Consider the following 23,549-nt stretch of genomic DNA (forward strand, 5'->3'; position numbering starts at 1 on the left):
CTGGCGGTGGGAGAGCTCGTCTCTTCCGCCGCCAGGACGGGCCGGAGCCGACCCCGGTGATATTTTCGCCTCGATAAATACTTCGAGTTCATTAAATCGGCGCATAACCCGCCGTCGGTACCGTGCCGTGTGAATTACTCGATAACTTCAGGTGGCGAGCGTATTCGCGACAGACCGAGAGTATTTTGAACAATTGTCCAACTAATGGGCCTCGGTGCGCGGATATGCGGAACCTTTGCTATTACTGAGGCATGTCGATTTCAACTCTGTCTGTGGTTATCCCGGCGTACAACGAGGAAGCGGCAATCCAGGAGTGTCTGGACAGGATATTCGAGCAGATCGATCACATCGACGAGGTCATCGTGGTCGACAACAACTCGACCGACGCGACGGCAGCGATAGTTGCTGCTGCGCAGCACCGGGAACCCAAGGTGCGGCTCGTCAAGGAAGTGGCACAGGGCTGTGCGCCTGCGCGTAGCACGGGAATGAATTCCGCGACGGGAGATATCGTAGCGAGAATTGATGTCGACACGAAAATTAATGAGGATTGGGCCGCGAATATCAAATCGTTCTTTTCCCGGCACAGCGACAGATATGCCGCGGCGACCGGTACCTGCACCTGCTATGACCTTCCGTTTCAGGGGCTGTTCGCGTCCTTGCAGCGAAAGATGAATGCGAAGAATGAGGCGAAACTGGAACGGGGTGAGTCGATCGCCGCGCCCGGACTTTTCGGTTCGAACATGGCGATTCTCAAGACGGCGTGGGAGGACATCAAGTCCGCATTACACGACGGCGAGGACGTCCACGAAGACACGGATCTGTCGTTGACCCTGCAGAGCGAGGGATTGTCCTGTGCGATGGTGCCGGGGATGGAAGCGAGCATCTCCGGTCGTCGGTATCTGTCTCCGGTGGGCAGTTACTGGCGTTACGTGCTGCGCGGTCCTCGCACGCTTGCGCTGCACGGCAAGCGCCTGTCGGCGGCCCTCGGGACGTTCGCTGTCGCCGCGACCGCGATGCCGTTCTATCTCCTCATGTGGGTGCCGTTCCGTGCGTGGGATCCCGAGCGGGAGTCGTTCTCGCTGGGCCGCCTCTTCGCCGGCGCCGAACGGCGACCGCAGCCTCGCGCGCACGTGTGAGGTGCTATGCCCAGTCGAGCGACATCTCGCCCGCGACGCCGAGGTGCTTGCACAGTTTGTGAATACCGCCGAAGTCCTGCACCAGAGCAGAACGCCCTGTGTCGTGTTCGGCGTCGTCGATCATCGTCTGGCCGTCGTGGAGGTCGATGACCTCGACGATGGTGCGCCACGTCGAGTAGTCGTTGCTACTGAAGGCGGTCATCGCATCGACGAGCCCGTCCAGGAGGTGCCGCCGGTCGTCGGGCCCCAGCGTGTCGTAGACGACGCCCGCGATCTCGTCGGCGATGGAGGCGTGGCAGTACTCGTCTCGATTGTGTAGTCGCACCGTGGCCCGGTTCACCGGCTGGATCGCCTCGTTCTCGGAGATGAGGTCCAGGTACGAGCTGATGGAGATCTCGGCGACCGTCATGAAGGCGAAGGTGGTGATCGCCCGCTTCCGGGGGTCGGCGGCGTCAGCGGTGGCGGCACGCTGGCGGCGTAGTGTCAGCACGTCCGGCAAGGCGTTGTTCGGCATGGCCCAGCCGCGGCGCCTGCGCGTCACCGCGCTCGCATTCAGATGCATCAGCGTGTGGTACTGCTCGTCGACCATGGCCTCGTGTACCGCTACCACGAACGTGTCGCCGATACCGGTGTCGAGGGCGTCGTGGGCGACGAGATCGAAGCCCGGATTCACGACGTACTGCTCGATGTCCATCACGTTCTTGTTGAACGCGATCCAGCCCCACGCGCGGAGTCTGTTCTGCTGATCCTCAGGTGCGTGGCGGAAACAGTCGTGGTCGGCGAAAGGCAGCAGTTCGTCGGGGTAGTCCCGCTTGTCGAGGTCGAACAGGGTGTCGAGATCAGGTTCCGGCTTCTTCACTGTCGCCCGCTGCCCCCAATTGCGGGCGAGCCGGGCAACCACGGCGCTTTCGACCGGGTCGTTCGGGTCGTGCTCCGGCAGGGCGTGGGCGTTGTCGATCGTCATGAGGATTCTCCGTTCCCGTCCCAGAACCGGGGCGCGGTGTGCTGGAGGTCGGTGAAAAGTTCGGCGCACAGGCGGGCGAGGGGCTCGCGCCGGTCACCGAGTGTCGAGATCGACCGGGACATGAGGTCGGCGAAGTCCTGGTCGGTGCCGTTCTCGACGGTCTGGTCGACAGTGCGCATCGCGTCGGTGAGCGCGCGTCGGGCCTGCGCGGCGAACGGATTGCCGACCTGGATGTCCCGGTACACCTCGGGTACCCCACCCGCCACGCGTGCGAGGAGGGCGAGGGACATCAAGTGCGGTGGGGTTGCCATCGCCGTCAGCTCGGCGCCGTCGGCCCCCAGTTCGCCCAGCGCCAGTCCGAATGCGAGCACACCGGCGTGGGTGAGTGCCTGGGTGAGTGCGGTCAGCCGATCATGGCGCTCGGCGTCCAGATGGACGACCGTCGCACCCCACCCGGACAGTGACGTCAGGAACCAGCCGAGGTCACCGCGGTCCTGATACGTCACCGCCGCGATCGGCCTGCCCTGCGGCGACAGTGCGGGGGCGAACATCGGGTTGATTCCGAGGGCACTGTTGGGCAGCGGGTTCGCCCGCAGAGCGGCGTCGAATCGGCACTTCACCGACAGGGTGTCGACCAGCAGGGCGTGCTCGGCCAGCGACTCGGACAGGAACGTCAGTGCGTTCAGCGCCACGGTTTCCGGTACCGCCAGCACCACCGCGTCAGCCGACTGCACCACCGCGCGCACCTCGGGTGACGGATCGGTGATGTCGCCCTGCACAGAGTCGGCGTCGGCCGTATCCGGAACGTCGATGTCGACGGTCCGGACGCGCATGCCGTCGCCGCGGAGCCGACCGGTCAGCATTCGGCCGACATCACCGCGGCCGCCGATCAGTGCGACGGTCCGGGATGATGTCGCCGGAATGGTCATGGTCCTATTTCGTTCGGGGTGTCCGCGGTGACGGACAACGCCCGCACCATGGTGGCGGCCTTGACCATGGCCTCGTCGAATTCTTCCTCCGGATCGGACAGTGCCGTGATGGCGCCGCCGATCCCGAAGGTCACTTCGCTGCCGGTAGCGACGATGGTGCGAATGACGATCGACAGGTCAGCGGTGCCGGTCAGCGAGAAGTAACCGATCGCTCCCGAGTAGACACCGCGCGGTCCCGACTCGAGCCTGTCGATGATCTCCATCGTCCGGATCTTCGGCGCGCCCGTCATGGAACCGCCGGGGAAGGCGGCGCGGACGCACTGGACGACCGAGGCATCGGCACTGAGCGTCCCACGCACCGTGGACACCAGCTGGTGGACCGCTGCATACGTTTCCACGTCGAAGAGCTTGGGAACGTGCACCGACCCCGGCACACACACCCGCGCCAGATCGTTGCGCGTGAGATCCACGATCATCAGGTTCTCGGCGCGGTCCTTCTCGCTGTCGAGCAGGTCCTGACGCAGGGCCGCATCCTTGGCCGGGGTCGCCCCACGCGGACGCGTTCCCTTGATCGGTTTCGACTCCACCACGCGGTCCGGGCCGATCCGCAGGAAGCGTTCGGGCGACGCGCTGAGAACCGACAGGCCCGCGAACTGGAGGTACGCACTGTACGGAGTGGGGCTGATGGTGCGAAGCAGCTCGAAGGTGTGCAGTGGATCGATCGTCTGATCGACGGTCGCCATGTTGGTCAGGCACACCTCGTACGACTCGCCCGTCCGAATCTCGGCAAGCGAGGACGCGATGTGCTCGAGATACCGGTCGTGGTCGTGACGCAGTGCCAGCTCCGTCGATTCGGGTTTCCTGATAGGAGGCACTGCCGACACCGGGTGGTCGGGCTCCGCGAGCCGCCGTAGCGCCGCCTCCATCTCGTCGAGCCACCGGCGCATCTCGGGATCGTCCTGGTGATCGCTGAGACACAGCGCATACGTGCGTTCGTTGGAATGATCGATGACCACGGCCCGGTCGGCGAACACGAGTGCAGCGTCGGGGGTGGGCGATCGGTGGGCGGCGGCGCCACCCGTCTGGGCCTTCAGTTCGTAGCCCAGATAGCCGACGTAGCCCAGCCCGAACGGCACTCCGGGGAGTCCGGGAACCGACCTGGCCGCCAGTTGGCGTTCCAGGTAGTCGAAGAACGGGGCGTGGACCTGTTCCACGGGTAGCCCCTCGCGCATGATCCGCACGATCGATTCACCGACGTCGTAGGTGATGTACTCGGCTCGGGGCCCAGAGCAGTTGCCCATGATGGTGAAGCGCGAAGTCGGTTCGGATGCCGACGTGCCGTCGAGCCAGAAGGCGTTCGGCCCCGTGGCGAACAGATCCTCGAAGGTGGTGCGCGGGTCGACCTCGTGGTCGATGCGGACCTGCGAAATGACGTACGGCGCGTGCGGGACGGGGATCTTCAGCATCGACCCGGGAGTCGGTGTACCCGAGTGCGTCGGGGTGAGGTCGCGGAAGTTCGCGAGCAGTTCGTGTCCGAACGCCGTACTGATCGACTCGGGGTGGAATTGGACGCCCCACAGGGGCCGGCTCCGGTGACGCACGCCCATCAGGAGACCGTCGGTGGTCCAGGCCGTCGCCTCGAGGTCGTCGGGCAGATCCCTCGCGATCAACGAGTGGTAACGCACCGTGGGGAACGGCGACGGGATGCCCTCGAAGAGTTCGCTGCCGTGGTGTTCGACGAGCGATACGCGCCCGTGCATCGGCTCAGGCGCCAGGACGACCTGTCCGCCGAACAACTGGCACAGTCCCTGGTGACCAAGGCACACCCCTAAGACGGGCAGTCCGGTTTCGGCGATGACCCGGGCGCTGATGCCGAAATCACGGGGGCGTTCGGGGCGTCCCGGACCGGGGGAGATGACGATGTTGTCGAACTCGGACCACGGCACGGAGTCCCATTCGACGTCGTTGTGCACGACGGTCGGGGGCTCGCCGTTCACCTCCGCGAGCAAAGTGAAGAGGTTGTAGGTGAAGGAGTCGTAGTTGTCGACGAGCAGCGTCCGCGTACTCATGACGATTCGACATTCGTCGAGGGATGGGGGCGGTGGTGGCCGTTGTGGCCATTGTCACCGGTACCGCTCGCGCCCGTCTCGCCGTTGATGACCAACTCCTCGAGCCTGCAGGTCTCGGCGATCAGCAGGTCGTAGAGCGCGTCGAAGAAGGCGGGGGACAGGGAGTGGCTGTCCGCGTAGCGGCGAGCGCGTTCGTGCACCAGGCCGATCCGGTGCGGTTGCATCATCGCGATGTCGGAGCGTCGCTTGAGTTCACCGATACGTCGGCACACTTCGAGTCGCCGGCCTACGGCGTCGAGCAGGGTGGCGTCGACGGCGTCGAGTTCGGCGCGCAGATCCTCGAGTGCCTGGTGCGCCGACGCGTCAGGGGCCTTTCCGGAATCATCGCTCTTCCCCTCTTCTACGGAGAAATACATAGTCGCCCCAGTCACTCGATCGGCAGTAGCTTTCTCATCCCGACTATCGTGTGTCAGTGGTGGTTCGTTTCTCCGCGCCTCCCGGACTGCCGAGACGGCGAAATATCGGGTTGCGGATACGAACCGGTGGTGATCACCCCCATAGTCTCAATCACGGATTGAGACTTCGATGGATTTTTGGGTAACGTAACCAGAAGTCTATTTTCGGCCTATCCAGGATATGAGGCATATGCGTATTTCGTCGGCCACCCAGGCCCTGATGTTAGTGCTTGCGGGCATCTTGATGCTCGGCGCGGCACCTGCAGCGGCGGACCCTGCGGCGACTGAGCCCGAGCCCGTCGCAGATCCTGCGGTGCTGTCCGGGGCGAACGACTGGAACTGCAAGCCCTCGCCCGAGCACCCCCGCCCGGTCGTGCTCGTGCACGGCACATGGGTCAGCATGGCGGCCACCTGGAAGGACCTCGCGCCGGCTCTCGCGGCCGAGGGGTACTGCGTCTTCGCCCTCAACTACGGGCAGGTCGCCGGTCTCACCGAAGGCAATCTGCTGCGCATGTTCGGCGGTGCCGACATCGCCGAGTCGGCCCAGCAACTCGCGGTGTTCGTCGATCGGGTCCGTTCCACGACGGGTGCCCCGCAGGTCGACATCGTCGGGCACTCGCTCGGTGGCACGCTCTCCCGGCAGTACCTCCGTTTCGAAGGTGGCGCCGATCGCAACAATCCCGCCCTGAACAAGGTGCATTCGCTCGTCACGCTGGGTGCTACCAATCACGGCACCAGTTTCGGGGACGTGCAGATGCTCGGTGCAGTCGCCCAGGCTCTGGGTGTGCCCGTGACGACGCTCGCCGGCGTGGCCGTCGGGCCCTCGTACATCCAGCAGATGGTCGGTTCGCCGTTCCTGCAGGTTCTCAATGCCGCGGGCGACACGGACCCGGGTATCGAGTACACAGTGGTCGCGAGTCGCCGGGACACGGTCTCGACTCCACCGGAGAACACGTTCCTCACCGCCGGACCGGGTGCGACCGTGCACAACGTGTGGCTTCAGGACGGGTGCGAGTCGAACGCTGCCGAGCACAATGAGCTGACGACCGATCCGCGCGCGCTCTACATCATTCAGCGGGCTCTCGACCCCACGTACGCCGACCGGAACCCGGCCCCATGTGAGGCGGGCTGAGACGTGCCCTGAGGGCGGCACCTAGTCGGGGCGGACTCAGTCCCAGATGCCGATCTCGTCGAGGTGGGCGACCAATCGCTGGGCACCGTCCATGAAGTGTGCCTTGTTCTCGGCTCCCACCACGTCGGCCTTCTTCTCCGCCATGGCCGCGATGAGACGGCGATGGCTCGCGACCGCCGACTCGCCCCAGTCGGGGTCCGAGGAGTAGAAGTGCGCCGGCGTGTAGCGAGTGGCGCTGAGAAGGAACCACGACAGCTTGTTCGCGTTCGCCAGGTGGTTGATGACCCGGTGGAACTTGAACTCGAGATCCTCGATGCGGGCGGCGTCGTTGTCCTCCACCGCCCGCTCGAGCTTGTCGTTGATATCGGTCAATTCCTCGATGGCCTCGGGGGTGGCCGCCCGGGTGGCCCGCACCGCGAGTTCCTCGCCTATCTGACTCTGGAGCCAGAAGAGGTCGTGGACGTCTTCGCGACTGAGTGGGGCGACCACGTAGCCGCGGTGGGGGACGAGTTCGACGAGCCCTTCACCGCGCAGGGTCAGGAGGGCTTCGCGCACCGGCGTGACGCTGACTCCCAGCTCCGCGGCAGTGTCGTCCAGACGGATGAAGTCACCCGGACGAACGCCCCCGGACATGATCAGGTTCCGCACGTGCACGGCGACGTCGTCGGACAGCTGCGGTCGACGGCGCAGGGCCGCTGAGCTTCGTGACACGGAGGGCAACGTCATGGGTAACTCCTTAGATGCGGCAACCAGCATAAACCGCGAGCAGTGCTTACAAGCCGTAGGTCTTACCGATGATGTCGCGCTGAATTTCGTTGGTGCCGCCGTAAATGCTGGAGACGAGGGTCGAGCGAACATGCTTCTCCATGTCGAACTCGGTGGCGTAGCCGTAACCGCCCATCATCTGCATGCCTTCGAGCGCCACCTTCTTGGCAGTCTCGGTGACCTTCAACTTGGCCATGGACGCTTCGCGGGCCAGCATCCTGTCAGGGTGGGCGTCGGCCTCCTTGGCAACGCTGTAGACGAGAAGCTTGCAGCACTCGATTTCGGTGGCGAGATCGGCGATGCGGTGACGTAGTACCTGGAACGTTCCGACCGGCCTCCCGAACTGCTTGCGCTGGGTGATGAACTCGAGGGTGTCGTTGAACGCCCGCTGCGCCGTACCGAGCATCATGGCCGCGAGGATCAGGCGTTCGAAGTTCAAACCGGTCATCAGTTGCCGCCAGCCGTTGCCGACCTCGCCGACCACGGCATCCGCGGGAAGCGCGCAATCGGTGAAGTAGAGGTCGTTCACCTCCTTGCCGCCCATGGTGCCGATGCCGCTGATCGTCAGCCCTTCCGTCCCGGCGGGCACGTGGAACATCGTCAGCCCCTCGTGCTTTCCCTCCCCGGCAGAACTTCCCGCGCCGCGCGTGACCGGTTGCCCCGTGCGAGCCACGAGCAGGATGGTGTCGGCAAAGTGCGCGTTGGAACACCACGTCTTCTGCCCGTTGATCACCCAGCCGTCGGCGGTCTTCTCCGCGCGGGTGCTGAGATTTCCGACGTCCGATCCGGCCTCCGGTTCGGACATCGAGATCGACTGCGAGCGGCCGGCCACGATGCCGCGCAGTACGACGTCCTTCTGGGCCTCGGTACCGAACTTGGCGTATGCGCCACCGGTGATCCACGTAGGCCCGATGCCACCGATCGGGGCCATTCCCTTGGCAGCCTCCTCCAGAAGGATGCACATGTCGACGAGGCTGGCGCCCGACCCGCCGTATTCCTCGGGAATCGTGATTCCGAGCCAGCCGAGCTTGGCCATCTTTTCGTAGATGTCTTGGTTGTGGTTGTGCTCACCGTGGTTCGTCAGCTTGTCCCGCAGTGCGCGGGTGCCGGTTTCGCGCCTGCAGAAATCGGCGATCGCCGCGGCGAAGTCTTTCTGTTCACTGGTGAATTCGACGCTCATGTGCGAAGGGCTCCTCGTGGGTGAGGCGGCGGACGGCCGGCCCGGCGCAGGGGTCTGTGCGGGGCTTGCCGGAATGCGGTCAGCCGCATACTGTGATGTCCACTACATTACATCACATCACATATATTTGATGTGATCTCAGGGAGGAAGCGCCATGCCACAGCAGGCCGAGACGACCGACACGAGTGCGGGCACCACGCCATTGCCTTCCGCGGAACCGTCACCAGGAACGTTCTCGTCCCTGGACCCGCGCACCGGCGAGGTACTGGCCGAGTACCCCATCCACGGCGAGCGTGACGTGCGTGACGCGGTCGAGCGAGCACGCAGCGCGGCTCAGTGGTGGAAGGGACTCGGTTTCGACGGCCGCAAGAAGTGGCTGCTCGACTGGAAGAAGTCGATGGCGCGGGACGGCGAGCAACTCGCCCGGCTCGTTGCGGACGAAACGGGAAAGCCGTACGACGACGCACTCCTCGAGGTCATGCTCGCGATCGAGCACCTCGACTGGGCCACCAAGAACGCCGGCAAAGTTTTGCGCCGCCGCAAGGTGGCTTCCGGCCTGGTCAGTGCCAATCAGGCGAGCAGCGTCGGATACGAGCCAATGGGCGTGGTCGGCGTCATCGGTCCGTGGAACTATCCGGTGTACACCCCGATGGGCTCCGTCTCCTACGCAATGGCGGCGGGCAACGCCGTGGTGTTCAAGCCCAGCGAGCTGACCCCCGGGGTGGCGGTATGGATCGCCGAGAAGTGGGCGGCCCTCGTCCCGCATCAGCCCGTCCTCCAGGTCGTCACGGGTGATGGATCCACCGGATCGGCGCTCGTCGCAGCCGGCGTGGACAAGATCGCCTTCACCGGTTCTGCCGCGACGGGCAAGCGGGTGATGGCCGCGTGTGCGGAAACGCTGACTCCGATCGTCGTGGAGGCAGGCGGCAAGGACGCCATGCTCGTCGACTCGGACGCAGATCTCGAGGAAGCAGCCGGCTTCGCCGTCTTCGGTGCCATGGGCAACGCCGGGCAGACGTGCGCCGGAGTGGAACGAATCTACGTGGTCGACTCGGTCTACGACGATTTCGTCCGATTGGTCACCGACAAGGCGAAGGCTTTGCACCCTGGTCCGAAGGATGCGTCCTACGGGCCGATGACGATGACCAGCCAGTCGGACGTCGTGCGCCGTCACGTACAGGATGCGTTGGACAAGGGTGGCTCCGCCGTGGTCGGCGGGCTCGACTCCATCAAGGACGGCTACGTGGGCCCGATCGTCCTGACCAACGTCCCGGAGAACAGCACGGCAATCTGCGAGGAGACCTTCGGGCCGACGGTTGTGGTGAACAAGGTCGCTAGTCTCGACGAGGCGGTGACGAGAGCGAACGGTACCGCCTTCGGCCTCGGTGCTTCCGTATTCACGAAGGACGCCGGAAAGGCGATGCGTGTGGCCGAAGCCTTGCGGGTCGGTGTCGTCACGATCGGTTCGGTACTGGGCTTCGCCGGTGTCGCTGCGTTGCCCTTCGGCGGCGTCGGAGACTCAGGTTTCGGTCGCATCCACGGAGCGGACGGGCTGCGCGAGTTCTGCAGGGTCAAGTCGATCGCCCGGCAGCGGTTCGCGGCACCGCTGAATCTGCTGACGATGGAGCGAAAGAAGCGCGACATGCTTGTTTCCGCCTGGATGCTGAAGAACCGTCACGGGCGTTGAGTGCGGCCGGAAAGGGCGACAATCCCATGCTGATGAAGAACGACATTGCAGACAGGTCCCCAGGCGCCGCTCCCCGCGGCAGGTATGGCTGGGTACACCGAATCGAACAACTCGATCCGGTGCGTGATCACCAGGAGATTCACCGCATCACGGCAGGTTTCGAGTTTCCCTGGGATTACCAGCGGTCCCTCGAGTTCGCGTTGTTCCGGACCTACTGCGTCCCGACCGTCTCCGAATTGCTCCAGCGCACCGGTGAATTCGAGAAGCGGCCACAGAAGCGCTACGACGACACGGCCCTCCTGATGGCCGAACTGGTCGAACACGGGTACGACTCCGAGCGGGGGATCGAATCCCTGCGTGTGGTCAACCGCATGCACGGCAAGTACGACATCGACAATGACGACATGCTGTACGTGCTCACCACGTTCATCTACGAGCCGATCGATTGGATCGACCGCTTCGGGTGGCGGCGGCTCACTCCGCACGAGCGCCTCGCGTGTTTCCACTTTTACCGCGGCGTTGGGGTTCGAATGGGTATCAAGGACATTCCCACGAGCTACGAGGACTTCTACCGGTTCAAAGCCGACTACGAGCGGAAACACTTCCGATACACGGAGGACAACCACCGCGTCGGAACCTACACGCGAGATTTATTCTGCTCGTGGTTCCCCAGGCCGGTGCGGCCCTTCGTGGCGCAGGGAGTAAATGCTCTGCTCGACCCGATGATGCTGTCGGCGTTCGGATTCGACGCTGCACCGGTGTGGTTGCAGCACAGCGCCCGGCGTGTGCTCCGATTGCGGGGCAAGTTCGTACGCTTCCTGCCGCCGCGCACCAGCTCGAAGGCCGCCCAGGACGCGCGCAATCGCAGTTATCCGGGTTATCCGGTGGGCTACCGGCCGCGGGACCTCGGCGCAGACAAGGACAACCACCGCGGCGCCCTTGGTCCGTCATTGTCCTAGGAGGACGGCCACCATCAGAGCGTGGAGCCGGGCGCGTGACTCCTCGGCGGTATCGAAGTGGATGAGCCGGCCGATGTCGAGTACCAGGCCGAGCGCGGCTTGTACGAGGAACCGCGCCTCGGCTGCCGAAAGCTCCGACCGCACCGCGGTGACGAGATGCACCCACTCCTCGACGTGGAGACGCTGCACGTTGCGGAGATTTCGTCGTTCGTTCTCGGGCAGATTCCCGATTTCGGCGAAGTAGACGGACAGCACGGCCGGATTGCGGAAGGCCAATTCCAGATACGACTCCGCCAGGGTGCACAGCGCCTCCCGAGGGTCGGTAGCGGCGGACAGGGCAGCCGACGTCGCCACTGCGAGCCGATCCGCCGCACGATAGAAAACTGCCGCCAAAAGATCTGCCTTGCTGGGGAAGTGCCGGTACACACTGGACGCATTGATCCCAGCGGCCGCGCCGATTTCCTCGATACTCGAGTCGTGATAGCCGTTCCGGTCAAAAATGTGCACGGCCTCGTTGATCAGTAACTCGCGCTTGGACGTCATGGTCAGCCCGCCGCCCGCGCCCTCGACTCGTGCCGACACCTCACCGGTCGGTACGGCAGGCGGAAGGGTCGTGCGGAGAATCGACTCACACGCGCTCGTCAGAAGCGCGTGGAGGCGACGAGTGGCCAGGGCGGTGCGGTGTGCGCTGATACTGGCCATCACGCTGAGCGTCGCGGCACCCTGAGTCGTGGCATCGACGGCCGACAGTTCCGGCCGCAGCTCTCGCAGCGGCGCCGCCACGCATTGGGTTACGTGGACGAAGACGTTCCGGATGCGAATGCGGTCGTCGGCCTGGAGGTACCTGCCCTCCCACCGGTAGAGGCCCCCCAGTTTGCGGTGTTCGATCGTGTTGGTGACCAGCGCGGAGATCAGCCGGTCGAGCCGCTCCCCGGCGGCCGCCTCTTCGAGCCCTGCGAGTGCATCGTCGGCGGCGGTGCGCAGTGCATCAGCGGTCGTCGTGGCTGCATGAACGAACAGGGCGTACTTGTTGGGATAGTGCCGGTAGAGGGCGGGACCTGAGATTCCGATGGTGGCTGCGATGTCGTCGACGCCGACGGCGTGGTAGCCGCGCTCGCTGAACGCTTCCGCCGCGACGGTGGCGATCTGCGCCTTGCGGTCTTTCGGCCGACGCCGAATGGGCCTTTCGGTGGCGGCGCCGGCCGCCGTGTTGGTCCGGGCCACGGTCACCTCCGGTAGTCGGCCTGTGCTGCCAGTTTATCTGTTCGACATCTTAACCGGCACTCCCGTGCGTATCGATCGACTCTGGGTGCAGTTCCGGGGCCCGGCTCGCGCCAACCTGCCGAAAGCTTTGTGTGCACGTGCTGATAGTGCTTGCCCAGCATTGACACCGGTGCGAGTTGGCGAATAAGTTAACCGTTATTCGCATGTGCGTCCAGGCGGTTCGGGGCCGCGCGTGCTCTACATCGTCGATAACCGGGCCGCCGCGGGGCGGCACCTATGAAGAGGTGCACTGAGATGCTGAGAACGAAATTCACCGAAGCCGAAGCATTGATCACTCGACGACTTTCGGACGCGACGGGTATGCGCGTCGGGGCAGCGTCGTGACCGCTCCCGCGGTCGACGGCCTCCGCGTCGTCAGCGACGGCGGGATCCTCCGGATCACCATCGATCGCCCCGACCGGATGAATGCGCTGGACCTGGCGCACATGACAGCTCTCGGTGCGATCCTCACCGGCGCGGCCACCGACCGCTCCGTCCGGGTCGTCGTCATTTCCGGAGCGGGAAAGGCTTTCAGCACGGGCGCCGACCTCGCCGCCGCCGCGGCGGCGGGAGGTAGGGAGGCGCCACCCGAGGTGGTGATGGAGGCGGCGAACAGGGTGATACGAGCCATCGTCGACCTGCCGGTGCCTGTCCTAGCGCAGGTGAGCGGTGCCGCAGTAGGGGTCGGCGCCTCGATCGCGCTGGCAGCCGACCTCACCTACGCCTGCGAGGATGCGTACCTGCTCCTTGCGTTCGTCAACATCGGGCTGATGCCCGACGGCGGTTCCAGTGCGCTCATCGCTGCGTCGATCGGCCGCGCGAGGGCCACCCGGATGGCGTTGCTCGGTGAACGTCTGGGGGCGCCGGAGGCCGAGCGTGAAGGGTTGATCGCGGGAGTCTTGCCGGCCGGTGAACTAGCGGCTCACGTCGACGCCGTCGCGGCGAAGCTGGCTCATGGTCCGCGGCGTGCCGTCGAACTGACCAAGAGGGCGCTCACGGCATCGACGCTGACAGCGCTCGAAGGTGCCCTCGAGCGGGAGAAGGACGGGCAGATCGAACTGCTGCAGGGGCAGGATTTCGTCGAGGGAGTGACCGCGATGCTCGGCAAGCGAGCGGCTCGCTTCCTGGGGTGATTCCACCGATCGTTCGAGCCGTCCGCATCCGTTCAGCATGCGAATTCCGGTTAACAAAACCGTTCCGATCACAGTCATGATCTGTAATACTCGTCACAGCCATCGCGCAGTCCGTCGAAGCGCGCTGGAAGAGACGAGTACAGCGAAGGGACCACGAACACATGCCATCTCGTAGCGAGCTGCTCGCCCAGCCACTGCAATCCCGCCGCAACCACTGGAACAATTGGGTAGCGACCCATGCCGAGATGAAGCCGGACCATGCCGCGTTTCGCTTCCTCGGGCAGAACACGTCCTGGCGTCAACTCCACGACCGCTCCGAGGCGCTTGCCGGGGCACTGTCCCGCCGTGGAGTCGCGTTCGGCGATCGCGTCCTCCTCCTGACCCTCAACCGGACCGAGTTCTTCGAAGCGGTGCTCGCGATCAACGCGCTCGGCGCCATCGCCGTGCCGGTCAACTTTCGGCTCACACCCCCTGAGGTCGCGTTCATCGCACGCGATTCCGGTGCGCATGCCGTGTTCACCGAGCCGGCGCTCGCGCCGCTGATCGCGGCCGTACGCCAGGAAGTTCCGGAGCTGAGCCTGGTCGTGAACATGGGCGCGGTGACCGAGGGCGACGTGCTCGGTTACGAGGAGCTACTCGTCGAAGGCGGGCCTGCGTACAACCCTGTCGACCTTCCGGAAGACACCGCCTCACTCATTCTGTACACCTCCGGAACCACCGGAACCCCCAAAGGGGCGGTGCTGTCCCACTCGAACATGGTCGGGCAGGCCATCACCTGCATCCGCGCCATGCGCTACGACCGGGGTGACGACATCGGGTTCCTTGCGTCACCGGTATTCCACGTCGCCGCGCTCGGTTCCGTCGCCCCCATGCTGATGCTCGGGGGGACCACAGTGATCCATCCCCTCAAGGCCTTTCATCCCACCGAGATGCTGGACGTGTGGGAACAGGAACGGGTCACCTCGGTTTTCCTGGTACCGGTTCAGTGGCAGGCAGTGTGTGCCGACCCCACCGTCGAGGGTCGTGATCTCGCGCTGCGAGTCATCAGCTGGGGTGCAGCCCCGGCGTCGGATACGGTCCTCCGTTCGATGGCGGACACCTTCCCGCACGCCCTGATCGTCGCGGTGTTCGGGCAGACCGAAATGTCACCGATCACGTGCGTGCTCGACGGCGACGACGCGATCCGCAAACTCGGTTCCGTGGGCAAACCGATCCCGACGATCCACACCCGCATCGTGGACGACGAGATGAACGACGTCGAGCCGGGCACCGTCGGCGAAATCGTCTACCGCGGACCGACCATGATGCAGGAGTACTGGCAGAAGCCGACCGCCACAGCCGAGGCTTTCGCCGGCGGCTGGTTCCACTCCGGTGACCTCGTGCGGCAGGACGAGGAAGGCTTCGTCTACGTCGTGGACCGCAAGAAAGACATGATCATCTCGGGTGGCGAGAACATCTACTGCGCAGAGGTGGAGAACGTACTGTTCGCACATCCGAGGATCCGCGAGGCAGCTGTCGTCGGCCGCCCCGACCCGAAGTGGACCGAAGTGCCCGTGGCCATCGTGGCGCTCGCCGACGACGGTGACGACCTCTCGGCCGACCAGCTCACGGCATGGCTCGACGACAAACTGGCCCGCTACAAGCATCCGAAAGACGTCGTCGTCGTCGAGGCGTTACCGCGCAATGCCAGCGGCAAGGTCGTCAAGGGCGAACTTCGAAAAATGCACGGCGCGAACAGCGTCGTGGTCTGAACCCGTGCCGAGATGACATTCGAACTGCCACCCACGAAGGGGCCGTTGAGCCAATTCGCCCATGAGGTCGGTGCGCTCATCGGTTTCTCGATTGCGACTGTGGTTGCCGCAGTGCGAGTGCTCGTCAGGCGCAAGCTGGCATGGCGAGAATTTCTCGACCAGGCGTGGCGGCTCGCGTCGGTCACCTCGGCGCCTGCACTGCTTCTCATGATCCCGATCGGGGTTCTGATCGCTGTGACGATCGGCAGTCTCGCCGGTCAGCTCGGTGCCGAGGGATATACCGGGGCGGTCGTCGGCTTCGTGATCGTCGGGCAGGCGTCCGCACTGGTATGCGCGTTGATGCTGGCCGGTGTCGGGGGTTCCGCGATCTGCGCCGACCTGGGGTCGCGCACGATCCGGGAAGAGGTCGAAGCCATGGAAGTCATCGGGCTCAACGTGATCGAAAGGCTGGTCGTCCCCAGGGTTCTCGCATCGGTCGTCGTCGGGGTCGCGCTGTGCGCGATGGTCACGGCGATCGGTGTGTCGGCCTGCTTCTTCTTTCAGGTCGTCGTCCAGGACACCTCGTCCGGCAGCTTCCTCACCGCACTGTCCCAATACACCCGGCTCTCGGATTTCGTCGTCGCGCTCGTCAAGTCCGCCGCCTTCGCCGTCACCTCAGCGCTGATCGCCAGCTTCAAGGGCCTGCACACCAAGGGCGGTCCCAGTGGTGTTGCCGATGCCGTCAACGAGGCAGTGGTCCTCGCTTTCATCTTGGTGTTCATCGTGAATACCGTTCTCAGTCAGCTTTATTCCGTTCTCGTCGTCCCAGTAGGTGGTTACTGATGGTGGTGGTCGATGCCAGATGGTCCGCGGCGCACTGGGCGAAGTCGAAGGCTCGTCAACCCCTGAATCTGCTGACGGGGCTGGGCCGGGAATTCACCTTCTACGGAAGTGCAATCGCAGGAATACCCCTAGCAGTGGTGAAGTACTGGCGGCACATCATGCGCCAGATCGGTGACATCAGCTTCGGTGGCGCCACGGTGCTCGCCGGCGGAGGCGCGATCGGAGTCGTGTTCGCCATGTCCGCTGTTGCGGCCACTCAGGTGGGCATCGAGGGTTTGCGCGGGCTCGATCTACTGGGAATGGGGTCGTTGTCCGGGCTCCTGTCCGCGATTCTGAACACGCGTGAGCTGGCGCCGGTGATTGCGTCGATAGCGCTCGCGGCCAAGGTCGGGACCGGGTTCACCGCGCAGCTGGGATCGATGCGGATCTCGGAGGAGATCAGCGCGCTCGACGCGATGGCGATCCGCTCGCTGCCGTTTCTGGCGAGCACCCGGCTCGTGTCCTGCCTGATCTGTGTCGTGCCGCTCTATATCGTGGGGCTCCTGTCGTCCTACCTGGCGTCGCGGCTGGTGATCGTCACCTTCGCCGGACAGTCCGCTGGTACCTACGATTACTACTTCCATCTCATGCTCACTCCCACCGACATCCTGTATTCGTTCGTCAAGGCGATCGTCTTCGCTACCATCATTGCGCTGGTGCACTGCTCGTACGGGTATCACGCATTCGGAGGTCCCGAGGGCGTCGGCCGGGCCGCCGGGCGCGCGTTGCGCACCAGCATCCTCACCATCGGAATCGTGGACCTCCTGTTGACTCTTGCACTCTGGGGTCTCGTGCCGTCCGCTCCCGCGCTGGGGCTGCCGTGATGCGGGGCCGCCCGGGCGGCCCAGGGACGATCGCCCTCGCCGTTCGCGGACTGCTCGGCGTCGTCGTCCTCGCCACCGGATCGATTCTCCTCGTAGGCTTCGGCACCGAGTCGATCGTGACCGATCCCGTGGTGCACGCGACCCTGCCTGCAGAGGCTGGCGCCGTGAAGTCGCATTCGACGGTGTCGTACCGCGGCGCCGCGGTGGGCACCGTGGCCAGTGTCGATCCCGGCATCGAGAAGTCGGGGTTGGAGATCAGCCTCGATCCCCAGCAGATCCACCACATCCCGGCGAGCGTTCGCGTTCGGATCGTGCCCCGCACCCTGTTCGGCGACCAGATCGTGGACCTCGTACCCACCGGCGCCGCAGCCGGAGCGAGGCTCGCCGAGGGAGCGCACCTCGCACCCGACACCTCTACCGAAACGGTGCAGATGTACGACCTGTACTCGCGTGTCTATCAGCTGTTGTCGGAGGTGGAGCCGGAACAGATGCAGGCAGCCCTCAGTGCGGTCGCGGACGCGCTGCGCGGCCGAGGCGAGCAGCTGGGTCACACTCTCGACAGCCTCCACGAGGTCGCGCAGGCGACAGCGCCGCTCGTCGATTCGGTGGCGCAGCGCGCCCCGCAGATCGCCCGTCTCAGTGAGCAGCTGGGTGCGGCGTCCCCGGATCTACTGGCCACGATGGAGGCGGCCACATCCCTGTCGCACACCCTGGTGGAGAACGCCGACAGCTTCACCGGGTTTCTGGCCGCCAGTCTCGTCGTCTCCAGGAACTCGGGGGCTGTCGTGGAGGAGAACGCCGATTCGTTGATCGCTGTGGCACTGAATCTTTCACCCACCCTCGGCACGATGGCGAGTAAGTCCGACATGCTGCGGGCGACACTCGACGAGCTGGGTCCGTTCGGCGAGGCAGGGGCATCGGTTTTCGCGACCGGCAAGTTTGCGGTGCGGGTCGCTGCCGACCTGTCGAATCCGCGGCCGTACACCGCTGCGGACTGCCCTCGTTATCCCGGCCTCAGCGGGCCCAACTGCGGTGAAGGACGTGGTCGATGAACGTCCGCAGATCGGCGTTCAAGCTGGCGATCTTCCTGGTCGTCGCGGTGTTCGCCGCAGTGCTCGTGGTCAACACCCTGCGCGTCCCCGTCCCCGGCCCGACGGTCGGATTCAAGGCGATGTTCACCGATGCCCAGGGCGTCACGCCTGGCAGCGACGTCACGATCGCCGGCGTGCGAGTAGGAAAGGTCGATTCGGTGCAGATCGTGGACGGTGATGCCGGAACCGCCTCCGCCCTGGTCGATTTCCGGGTGGAGCGCGATCAGACGTTGCCCGCCGACACCACCGTCGCCATCCGGTACGGTGACTTGCTGGGTGTCCGGTACCTCGACCTGAGTGCAGGCGAAATCGGGAAAGGCACGCTCGAGGAGGGGGAGACGATCCCGCTCGACCGCACTTCGCCTGCCCTGGACCTGACGAGTCTGTTCAACGGTTTCAAGCCCCTGTTCGAGGCGATCGACCCCACACAGGTCAACGAACTCGCCTCCGAGGTCGTCGCCGTATTCGACGGCCGGAGAACCAGTGTCGACACCCTGCTGCGACGGGTCACCGCGGTGACCGGAAATCTGGCGAATCACGATCAGGTCATCGGTGAGCTCATCGGCAATCTCGAGGTCGTCGCCACCACCGCGGCCGCCAGGGGACCCGAACTCTCGCACTTGGTGGAAAGCCTCACCGCGTTCACCGGGATGCTCGCCGAGAACAACGACGTGTTGATCGATACCCTCGACAACACGGCTGCCGTCAGTGCCTCGATGATCGACATCCTCGACGGCCGAGTTCCCGAACTCACCCGAACGGTAGACCGGATGAATTCGCTCACGGGTGCGATGCTCGGCGCGAACGCCGAGTTCGACCACCTGATGACGGCGACTCCGAGCTTCTTCGCCTCCGTCAACCGCGCCGGCGAGTACGGATCGTGGCTCAACATCTACCTGTGCACCTTCATCGTCAATGTCGACGGTCAGGAAGGCGCATTGGGTCCAGACCTGCATTCGAGGTATTGCCAATGACGTTCGTGGACAAGATTCGGGACGTCTGGGACTCCCTGTCCGGCAAGGAACGTGTGCGACCGGTCAGTCCCCTTGCCGTGGGAGCCGTGGGAATCACGGCCGCCACACTGGTTCTGGCGATCGTCCTCGTCGTACCTCGGGTGAGCTTTACCGTTCGGACCGACGCGTACACCGCGGAACTCGCCAACGCGGCAGGCCTGACCACCTCGGACTACGTCTACGTCGCCGGAGTTCCTGCCGGCCGGGTCACGGAGGTCGAGCTTGCCGGCGATCGTGTCCACGTCCATTTCCGGCTCGACGGTGAACGACGCCTCGGCTCCACGACTTCGGCGGCAGTGAAACTGTCGACCATCCTCGGTAAGCGATATCTCGATGTCGCGCCTTCCGGGCCGGATGAAACGCCGTCGAACGGAGTGATCCCGCTGAGCCGCACCAGCGTGCCTTACTCCCTCGACGACATCGGGTCCGGCGCGATCGAAGCAGCGAGCGAACTGGACGTCGAGGGACTGCAGAAAATGGTTGCGACGGTCACGGACACGATGCCCACGGATGCCACCCTCAACCAGGATGCGCTGGCAGGGATCAGTGCAGCGTCCGCGATCCTGGCCAAGAATGCCGACCAGATCACGCAATTACTCGACAGTTCCCGAACTGTGACGGATGTGCTGGTAAGTCAACAGGACCAGTTGTCGACGCTGCTGGGAAACGCGGAAGTCGTCATGAAGACGCTGGCGACGCGACGGGAAGCGATACGTCAGATGGTCGAAGATCTGGAGTCCCTGGTAGCTCAGGCGTCGCAGTTCCTCGGCGAGAACACACACGATCTCGACCTCCTGCTTGCGAACGCACGTCAGGTGACGGACCGCCTCAACGCCAACCTGGGCAATATCGATACCCTCCTCACACAGGGTGCACCGGCCGCACGCGCCCTGGTCAACTCGACCGGAACGGGCGATTGGGCCGACGTCTCCGCGCCCTCCGCCTTCATCGCGGACAACCTTCTGTGCGTCGTCGGACTGCTGACGGGGTGTTCGTGAAGACCGCGGCGCGCAGGGCTGTGAGGATCGGTCTGACAGTCGGGCTCGTCGTGGCGATCGCAGTGGCCGGTTGGCTGGTGATCTTCCGTTCGTCCTCAACCACGGTGCATTCGGAGTTCGCCTACGTGAACGGGGTCTTTCCCGGAACCAAGGTCACCGTGCTGGGTGTCCCGGTGGGCGCCGTCGAGGCGGTGGAACCGAGGGGTGCGACCGTTCTGGTCACCATGTCGGTCGCCGCCGACGTCAGCCTTCCTGCGGATGCGCATTCGTATGTGCTGGTCTCGTCCGCGATCGGTGAACGCTTCGTCGAACTCGGACCGGCCTACACCGGGGGACCGGTACTGGGCAGTGGCGACACCATCCCGCTCGAGCGCAGTCACTCGCCGATTACCTGGGACCAACTGATGGACAGTGTCGAGACTGTGGTCGAGGTGCTCGGTCCGAAAGGCGGCAACGTGGGAGCCGCACTCTCGGCCACCGCGGCGTCCACTCACGGTACCGGCCAGGCGATGAACGATGCCATCCGCACGCTGTCCCAGGCGAGTTCGGTCGTCGCCGGCAACAGCGAGGATCTCGGCGCCCTCATCGATAACCTGGAGGTGCTCGTCACGACGATCTCGGCGCGGCAGGCTCAGGTCGACTCGCTGGCACAGTCGCTGACTGTCGTCGGCGACGAGTTCGCCGGACAGCAGTTCGAGATCGGCTCCACGATAGTGCAGCTCACGACTCTGCTGGACCACATCGATCAGCTCGTTGCCGCTCGCGGGGGCGACCTGAGTGCCAGTATCGACAACCTCGCCGGAATGAGTGGCGTTCTTCGACAGCACGACACCGACCTCGCCGAGATCATGGATCTGCTGCCCTTGCTCGTCGACAACATTCAGCGTGCGGTCACCCCCGACCAGCGTGCCCGCATCCGATTGAACATCTCGACCAATCTTGCGCAGGCCGAGCCGACGTCGCCTCTGTGTCAGGTGGTCGATCCGATCCTCTGCCGCGGACCAGGAATCACCAACCCGATTCAATTCCCTCCCAGCATGTCCGATCCGTTCGGGCTACGTGAACTCATGGTCGGAGGACGATGACGATCCGGAGCAGAATGCACGCACTGACGACTGTGGTGATCCTCGGGGCCGCCGCGATCACGTCCGGATGCTCGCTCAGCCTTCAAGGCCTGTCGGTCGGTCACGCGCCCGACGGGCCGTCGTATCGCATCACCGCAGAGTTCGCGGGTGCCGACCGGGTCGTACCCGGTGCCGAAGTCCGGGCCGGACAGGATGTGATCGGTCGCGTATCCGAGGTGTCCACCCGAAACTTCACCGCCAGGCTCGAAATGCGGATCCGTGACGACGTCCGTGTGCCCCGAGATGTCACCGCGCGGATCGAGCTACCCACTGCCCTCGGCAATCCCTTCGTGCGGCTGAACGTGGAGGACGGAATCGGGACACCGATGGGCGACGGTGACGCGATTCCATTGCTACACACGTCGCGCGGCCCGGACATCGAAAGTGGACTGGCAGCGCTCGCCACCGTGCTCAACGGTAGTGGAATCGATCAGATGAGCACCATCATGAGGGAATTGAGCGCAGCCTTCGCCGGCCGCTCCGACAAGGTGCGAGACCTTGCGGACATGTTGAACAACACGCTGGGTGTCGTCGATGACCACCGTGACGAACTGAACAGGGCAATAGGGGCCTCCCATGCGTTTTCCGCCGAATTGGCGGCCGGACAACCGATACTGGATCGCGCGCTGACCGAAATGTCGCCGGTGATCGACCTACTGCTGTCCCAGCGTGAACAGATCACCGCGCTCATGCACCAGGCGTCCGCACTCACCGGGGAAGCCGAACGTGTCCTCGGAAGCGCCGGAACGGAGCTGTCGGCCGAAATCGATGACGCCGGCACGGTACTGGCCGCCCTCGAAGGATTCGAATCGGAGCTGGCGCCGACACTGGACGCGGTCGCACGGTTCCTCGGTGGATTCGCCGCCGCCACACCCGGCGACTACGTGACCTTCAACGGGACTTTCGACGTCACAGCGGTCATCGCGAAACTGCTCACCGGCTCGGCGCCCCTCGAGGTCCCGGAAGCCCGGACACTGGCCGAGGTCCTCGGCGGAGGTGTCCGCTGATGACCCGGCACGTCGTGGCACAGCTCGTCATGTTCGTAGTGATTTCACTGGTCGCGATTCTGTTCGGGTTGCGGTACGTCGCCGGACCGGACACGTTCGGCGATCCTCTCCGGCTGAGCGCCGAACTGGACAACGCGGCCGGGCTCGCCCGCGGAACCTCGGTGAACTACCGCGGAGTGGGAGTGGGAACCGTCGAATCGGTCGACGTCAGCCCCTCCGGTTCGGGCATAGTGCTCGGAATCGAACTACATCCGGGAACCGAGATACCGATCGGGTCCGTCGCGAAGATCAGCACCGAAAATCCGGTCGGCATTCAGTCGCTCGACATCATGCCCACCACCGACCAGCCGCCCTATCTGGTCGACGGAGACGTCATCGCCATCCCGGCGGACGGGGTTCCGAAGTCGCTGGACGCTACCCTCGTTCAGGCGACCGACCTGGTGAACACACTCGACGTGCACGACCTCTCGACGATTGCCGACACGTTCGGCACCGCCTTCCAGGGAACCGGACCGGACCTGCAGAACCTGCTCGACAATTCGGCCGAGGCAGCGCAGCTACTCGACAGTCGCACAGAAGCGCTCACCACCATCGTCGACAAAGGAATGCCACTCCTGGACAGCGCCGACGGATTGGCTGCAGCACTGCCCGGATCGGCGAGCACCGCACGAAATGTCTTCGAACAACTGCAGGCCAACGATGCGGCCCTCGTCGATTTGATGGGACGCTCGCCCCAGACGATGGCCAGCCTCGACTCCCTGCTTGCCGGCAACCGCGACTCCCTCGGCACCATGCTCGCCGATCTGGTCCTCCCCACCCGCATCGTGGCGGATCGGCAACCGTCACTCGACTACGGCCTGTCGATCATGCCGACGGCACTGCCGAAGATCGGTTCGATCGAGAAGGGCGGACTGGCCGATCTGCTCCTCGTCGGCACGCAGGGCCCGATGTGTGTGTACGACGCCCCCCGCCGACTGGTCACCGAGGCGGAACCACGTGAACCGGCCCTCGACTGGACGTGCCAGTCGCAGGACTACCTCGAACAGCGTGGTGCGGTCAATGTCCCACGCCCCGACGATCTCGGGCAGGAGAACGCGACCCGGGGCGGGGGTGTGTACGGTCCGCCGGCCGCAGACGACCCGTTGGTGATTCAGCCACCCCTCACAGGCCGGACCCCTCGCTGATTCCGCGGGACTCGACGGGACGGC

Annotated in this window: 21 protein-coding genes; 14 read left to right on the forward strand and 7 right to left on the reverse strand. The window is 64.8% G+C overall.

Translation table 11 applies throughout. From position 1 onward, the window contains the following. Window positions 1–251: 251 nt before the first annotated feature. Window positions 252–1,136, forward strand: coding sequence for a glycosyltransferase family 2 protein (locus tag HYG77_RS26890; protein ID WP_109331650.1), 885 nt, complete (start codon window positions 252–254; stop codon window positions 1,134–1,136). A gap of 4 nt (window positions 1,137–1,140) precedes the next feature. Here HYG77_RS26890 and HYG77_RS26895 read toward each other — a convergent pair whose 3' ends face one another. The 4 genes from HYG77_RS26895 to HYG77_RS26910 are packed head-to-tail and all read right to left on the reverse strand — an operon-like array spanning window position 1,141 to window position 5,514. Next, on the reverse strand, window positions 1,141–2,100 hold the full coding sequence (locus HYG77_RS26895) for a diiron oxygenase (protein ID WP_208961171.1): 960 nt from the start codon (window positions 2,098–2,100) through the stop codon (window positions 1,141–1,143). Beyond that, complete coding sequence (locus HYG77_RS26900; RefSeq protein ID WP_208961172.1) at window positions 2,097–3,029, reverse strand: prephenate dehydrogenase; 933 nt, start codon at window positions 3,027–3,029, stop codon at window positions 2,097–2,099. The genes HYG77_RS26895 and HYG77_RS26900 overlap by 4 nt, the downstream gene beginning before the upstream one ends. After that, window positions 3,026–5,098: an aminodeoxychorismate synthase component I gene (gene pabB / locus HYG77_RS26905; protein ID WP_208961173.1), complete on the reverse strand. Its 2,073-nt coding sequence runs from the start codon at window positions 5,096–5,098 to the stop codon at window positions 3,026–3,028. Before pabB ends, HYG77_RS26900 begins: the two co-directional genes overlap by 4 nt. After that, a complete protein-coding gene (locus tag HYG77_RS26910; RefSeq protein ID WP_109331641.1) occupies window positions 5,095–5,514 on the reverse strand; it encodes a chorismate mutase family protein in 420 nt (139 codons plus the stop codon). The genes pabB and HYG77_RS26910 overlap by 4 nt, the downstream gene beginning before the upstream one ends. 229 nt (window positions 5,515–5,743) lie before the next feature. Between HYG77_RS26910 and HYG77_RS26915 the strand changes: the two genes are divergently transcribed. After that, window positions 5,744–6,685, forward strand: a complete 942-nt coding sequence (locus HYG77_RS26915; RefSeq protein WP_109331637.1) for an alpha/beta fold hydrolase — start codon at window positions 5,744–5,746, stop codon at window positions 6,683–6,685. 36 nt (window positions 6,686–6,721) lie between these two features. On the opposite strand, the gene HYG77_RS26920 is transcribed toward HYG77_RS26915, so the two are convergent. Both HYG77_RS26920 and HYG77_RS26925 read right to left on the reverse strand, forming a co-directional pair. Beyond that, window positions 6,722–7,411, reverse strand: a complete 690-nt coding sequence (locus HYG77_RS26920; protein ID WP_109331636.1) for a GntR family transcriptional regulator — start codon at window positions 7,409–7,411, stop codon at window positions 6,722–6,724. 46 nt (window positions 7,412–7,457) lie between these two features. Then, window positions 7,458–8,630, reverse strand: a complete 1,173-nt coding sequence (locus tag HYG77_RS26925) for an acyl-CoA dehydrogenase family protein (RefSeq protein WP_208961174.1) — start codon at window positions 8,628–8,630, stop codon at window positions 7,458–7,460. Window positions 8,631–8,784: 154 nt separating this feature from the next. Between HYG77_RS26925 and HYG77_RS26930 the strand changes: the two genes are divergently transcribed. Together HYG77_RS26930 and HYG77_RS26935 are read left to right on the forward strand one after the other, a co-directional pair. Then, on the forward strand, window positions 8,785–10,317 hold the full coding sequence (locus HYG77_RS26930) for an aldehyde dehydrogenase family protein (RefSeq protein ID WP_208961175.1): 1,533 nt from the start codon (window positions 8,785–8,787) through the stop codon (window positions 10,315–10,317). A 26-nt stretch (window positions 10,318–10,343) separates the two neighbouring features. Then, window positions 10,344–11,276, forward strand: a complete 933-nt coding sequence (locus HYG77_RS26935) for an oxygenase MpaB family protein (RefSeq protein ID WP_208963537.1) — start codon at window positions 10,344–10,346, stop codon at window positions 11,274–11,276. Here the strand turns inward: HYG77_RS26935 and HYG77_RS26940 are convergent. After that, window positions 11,265–12,506, reverse strand: a complete 1,242-nt coding sequence (locus HYG77_RS26940; protein ID WP_208961176.1) for a TetR/AcrR family transcriptional regulator — start codon at window positions 12,504–12,506, stop codon at window positions 11,265–11,267. The genes HYG77_RS26935 and HYG77_RS26940 overlap by 12 nt on opposite strands. 374 nt (window positions 12,507–12,880) lie before the next feature. Between HYG77_RS26940 and HYG77_RS26945 the strand changes: the two genes are divergently transcribed. From HYG77_RS26945 to HYG77_RS26990, 10 genes are all read left to right on the forward strand, one after another. Further along, window positions 12,881–13,672, forward strand: a complete 792-nt coding sequence (locus HYG77_RS26945; protein ID WP_109331623.1) for an enoyl-CoA hydratase — start codon at window positions 12,881–12,883, stop codon at window positions 13,670–13,672. Between the two features lie 161 nt (window positions 13,673–13,833). After that, window positions 13,834–15,423 (forward strand): fatty-acid--CoA ligase FadD5, encoded by a 1,590-nt coding sequence (gene fadD5 / locus HYG77_RS26950; RefSeq protein WP_208961177.1) that lies wholly within the window; start codon window positions 13,834–13,836, stop codon window positions 15,421–15,423. Window positions 15,424–15,435: 12 nt separating this feature from the next. Beyond that, window positions 15,436–16,245 carry an ABC transporter permease gene (locus tag HYG77_RS26955; protein ID WP_208961178.1) on the forward strand — a complete coding sequence of 270 codons (810 nt, stop codon included), beginning with the start codon at window positions 15,436–15,438 and terminating at the stop codon, window positions 16,243–16,245. Between the two features lie 2 nt (window positions 16,246–16,247). Further along, on the forward strand, window positions 16,248–17,108 hold the full coding sequence (locus tag HYG77_RS26960; RefSeq protein ID WP_208963538.1) for an ABC transporter permease: 861 nt from the start codon (window positions 16,248–16,250) through the stop codon (window positions 17,106–17,108). Then, the gene (locus HYG77_RS26965; protein ID WP_109331618.1) at window positions 17,108–18,160 is read left to right on the forward strand and encodes an MCE family protein; all 1,053 of its coding nucleotides are present in this window, start codon (window positions 17,108–17,110) and stop codon (window positions 18,158–18,160) included. Before HYG77_RS26960 ends, HYG77_RS26965 begins: the two co-directional genes overlap by 1 nt. Next, a complete protein-coding gene (locus HYG77_RS26970) occupies window positions 18,157–19,173 on the forward strand; it encodes an MCE family protein (protein ID WP_208961179.1) in 1,017 nt (338 codons plus the stop codon). The genes HYG77_RS26965 and HYG77_RS26970 overlap by 4 nt, the downstream gene beginning before the upstream one ends. Then, window positions 19,170–20,210, forward strand: coding sequence for an MCE family protein (locus HYG77_RS26975; RefSeq protein ID WP_208961180.1), 1,041 nt, complete (start codon window positions 19,170–19,172; stop codon window positions 20,208–20,210). Before HYG77_RS26970 ends, HYG77_RS26975 begins: the two co-directional genes overlap by 4 nt. Next, a complete protein-coding gene (locus tag HYG77_RS26980; RefSeq protein ID WP_244373256.1) occupies window positions 20,207–21,295 on the forward strand; it encodes an MCE family protein in 1,089 nt (362 codons plus the stop codon). The genes HYG77_RS26975 and HYG77_RS26980 overlap by 4 nt, the downstream gene beginning before the upstream one ends. 14 nt (window positions 21,296–21,309) lie before the next feature. Next, on the forward strand, window positions 21,310–22,341 hold the full coding sequence (locus tag HYG77_RS26985) for an MCE family protein (RefSeq protein ID WP_244373259.1): 1,032 nt from the start codon (window positions 21,310–21,312) through the stop codon (window positions 22,339–22,341). Beyond that, window positions 22,341–23,525 (forward strand): MlaD family protein, encoded by a 1,185-nt coding sequence (locus HYG77_RS26990; protein ID WP_244373263.1) that lies wholly within the window; start codon window positions 22,341–22,343, stop codon window positions 23,523–23,525. The genes HYG77_RS26985 and HYG77_RS26990 overlap by 1 nt, the downstream gene beginning before the upstream one ends. Window positions 23,526–23,549 lie beyond the last annotated feature (24 nt).

It is taken from the genome of Rhodococcus sp. ZPP (assembly GCF_017656075.1).
In the GTDB taxonomy this organism is placed as follows: Bacteria; Actinomycetota; Actinomycetes; order Mycobacteriales; family Mycobacteriaceae; genus Rhodococcus_F; species Rhodococcus_F oxybenzonivorans.

Excerpts from the sequence above, each read along its gene's own strand:
- HYG77_RS26910 (WP_109331641.1), bottom strand. The coding sequence starts at position 5,514 with ATGTATTTCTCCGTAGAAGAGGGGAAGAGCGATGATTCCGGAAAGGCC.
- HYG77_RS26920 (WP_109331636.1), bottom strand. The coding sequence starts at position 7,411 with ATGACGTTGCCCTCCGTGTCACGAAGCTCAGCGGCCCTGCGCCGTCGA.
- HYG77_RS26985 (WP_244373259.1), top strand. The coding sequence starts at position 21,310 with ATGCACGCACTGACGACTGTGGTGATCCTCGGGGCCGCCGCGATCACG.
- HYG77_RS26935 (WP_208963537.1), top strand. The coding sequence starts at position 10,344 with ATGCTGATGAAGAACGACATTGCAGACAGGTCCCCAGGCGCCGCTCCC.
- HYG77_RS26930 (WP_208961175.1), top strand. The coding sequence starts at position 8,785 with ATGCCACAGCAGGCCGAGACGACCGACACGAGTGCGGGCACCACGCCA.
- HYG77_RS26900 (WP_208961172.1), bottom strand. The coding sequence starts at position 3,029 with ATGACCATTCCGGCGACATCATCCCGGACCGTCGCACTGATCGGCGGC.
- HYG77_RS26975 (WP_208961180.1), top strand. The coding sequence starts at position 19,170 with ATGACGTTCGTGGACAAGATTCGGGACGTCTGGGACTCCCTGTCCGGC.
- HYG77_RS26890 (WP_109331650.1), top strand. The coding sequence starts at position 252 with ATGTCGATTTCAACTCTGTCTGTGGTTATCCCGGCGTACAACGAGGAA.
- pabB (WP_208961173.1), bottom strand. The coding sequence starts at position 5,098 with ATGAGTACGCGGACGCTGCTCGTCGACAACTACGACTCCTTCACCTAC.
- HYG77_RS26925 (WP_208961174.1), bottom strand. The coding sequence starts at position 8,630 with ATGAGCGTCGAATTCACCAGTGAACAGAAAGACTTCGCCGCGGCGATC.
- HYG77_RS26915 (WP_109331637.1), top strand. The coding sequence starts at position 5,744 with ATGCGTATTTCGTCGGCCACCCAGGCCCTGATGTTAGTGCTTGCGGGC.
- HYG77_RS26965 (WP_109331618.1), top strand. The coding sequence starts at position 17,108 with ATGCGGGGCCGCCCGGGCGGCCCAGGGACGATCGCCCTCGCCGTTCGC.
- HYG77_RS26990 (WP_244373263.1), top strand. The coding sequence starts at position 22,341 with ATGACCCGGCACGTCGTGGCACAGCTCGTCATGTTCGTAGTGATTTCA.
- HYG77_RS26895 (WP_208961171.1), bottom strand. The coding sequence starts at position 2,100 with ATGACGATCGACAACGCCCACGCCCTGCCGGAGCACGACCCGAACGAC.
- HYG77_RS26955 (WP_208961178.1), top strand. The coding sequence starts at position 15,436 with ATGACATTCGAACTGCCACCCACGAAGGGGCCGTTGAGCCAATTCGCC.
- HYG77_RS26970 (WP_208961179.1), top strand. The coding sequence starts at position 18,157 with ATGAACGTCCGCAGATCGGCGTTCAAGCTGGCGATCTTCCTGGTCGTC.
- fadD5 (WP_208961177.1), top strand. The coding sequence starts at position 13,834 with ATGCCATCTCGTAGCGAGCTGCTCGCCCAGCCACTGCAATCCCGCCGC.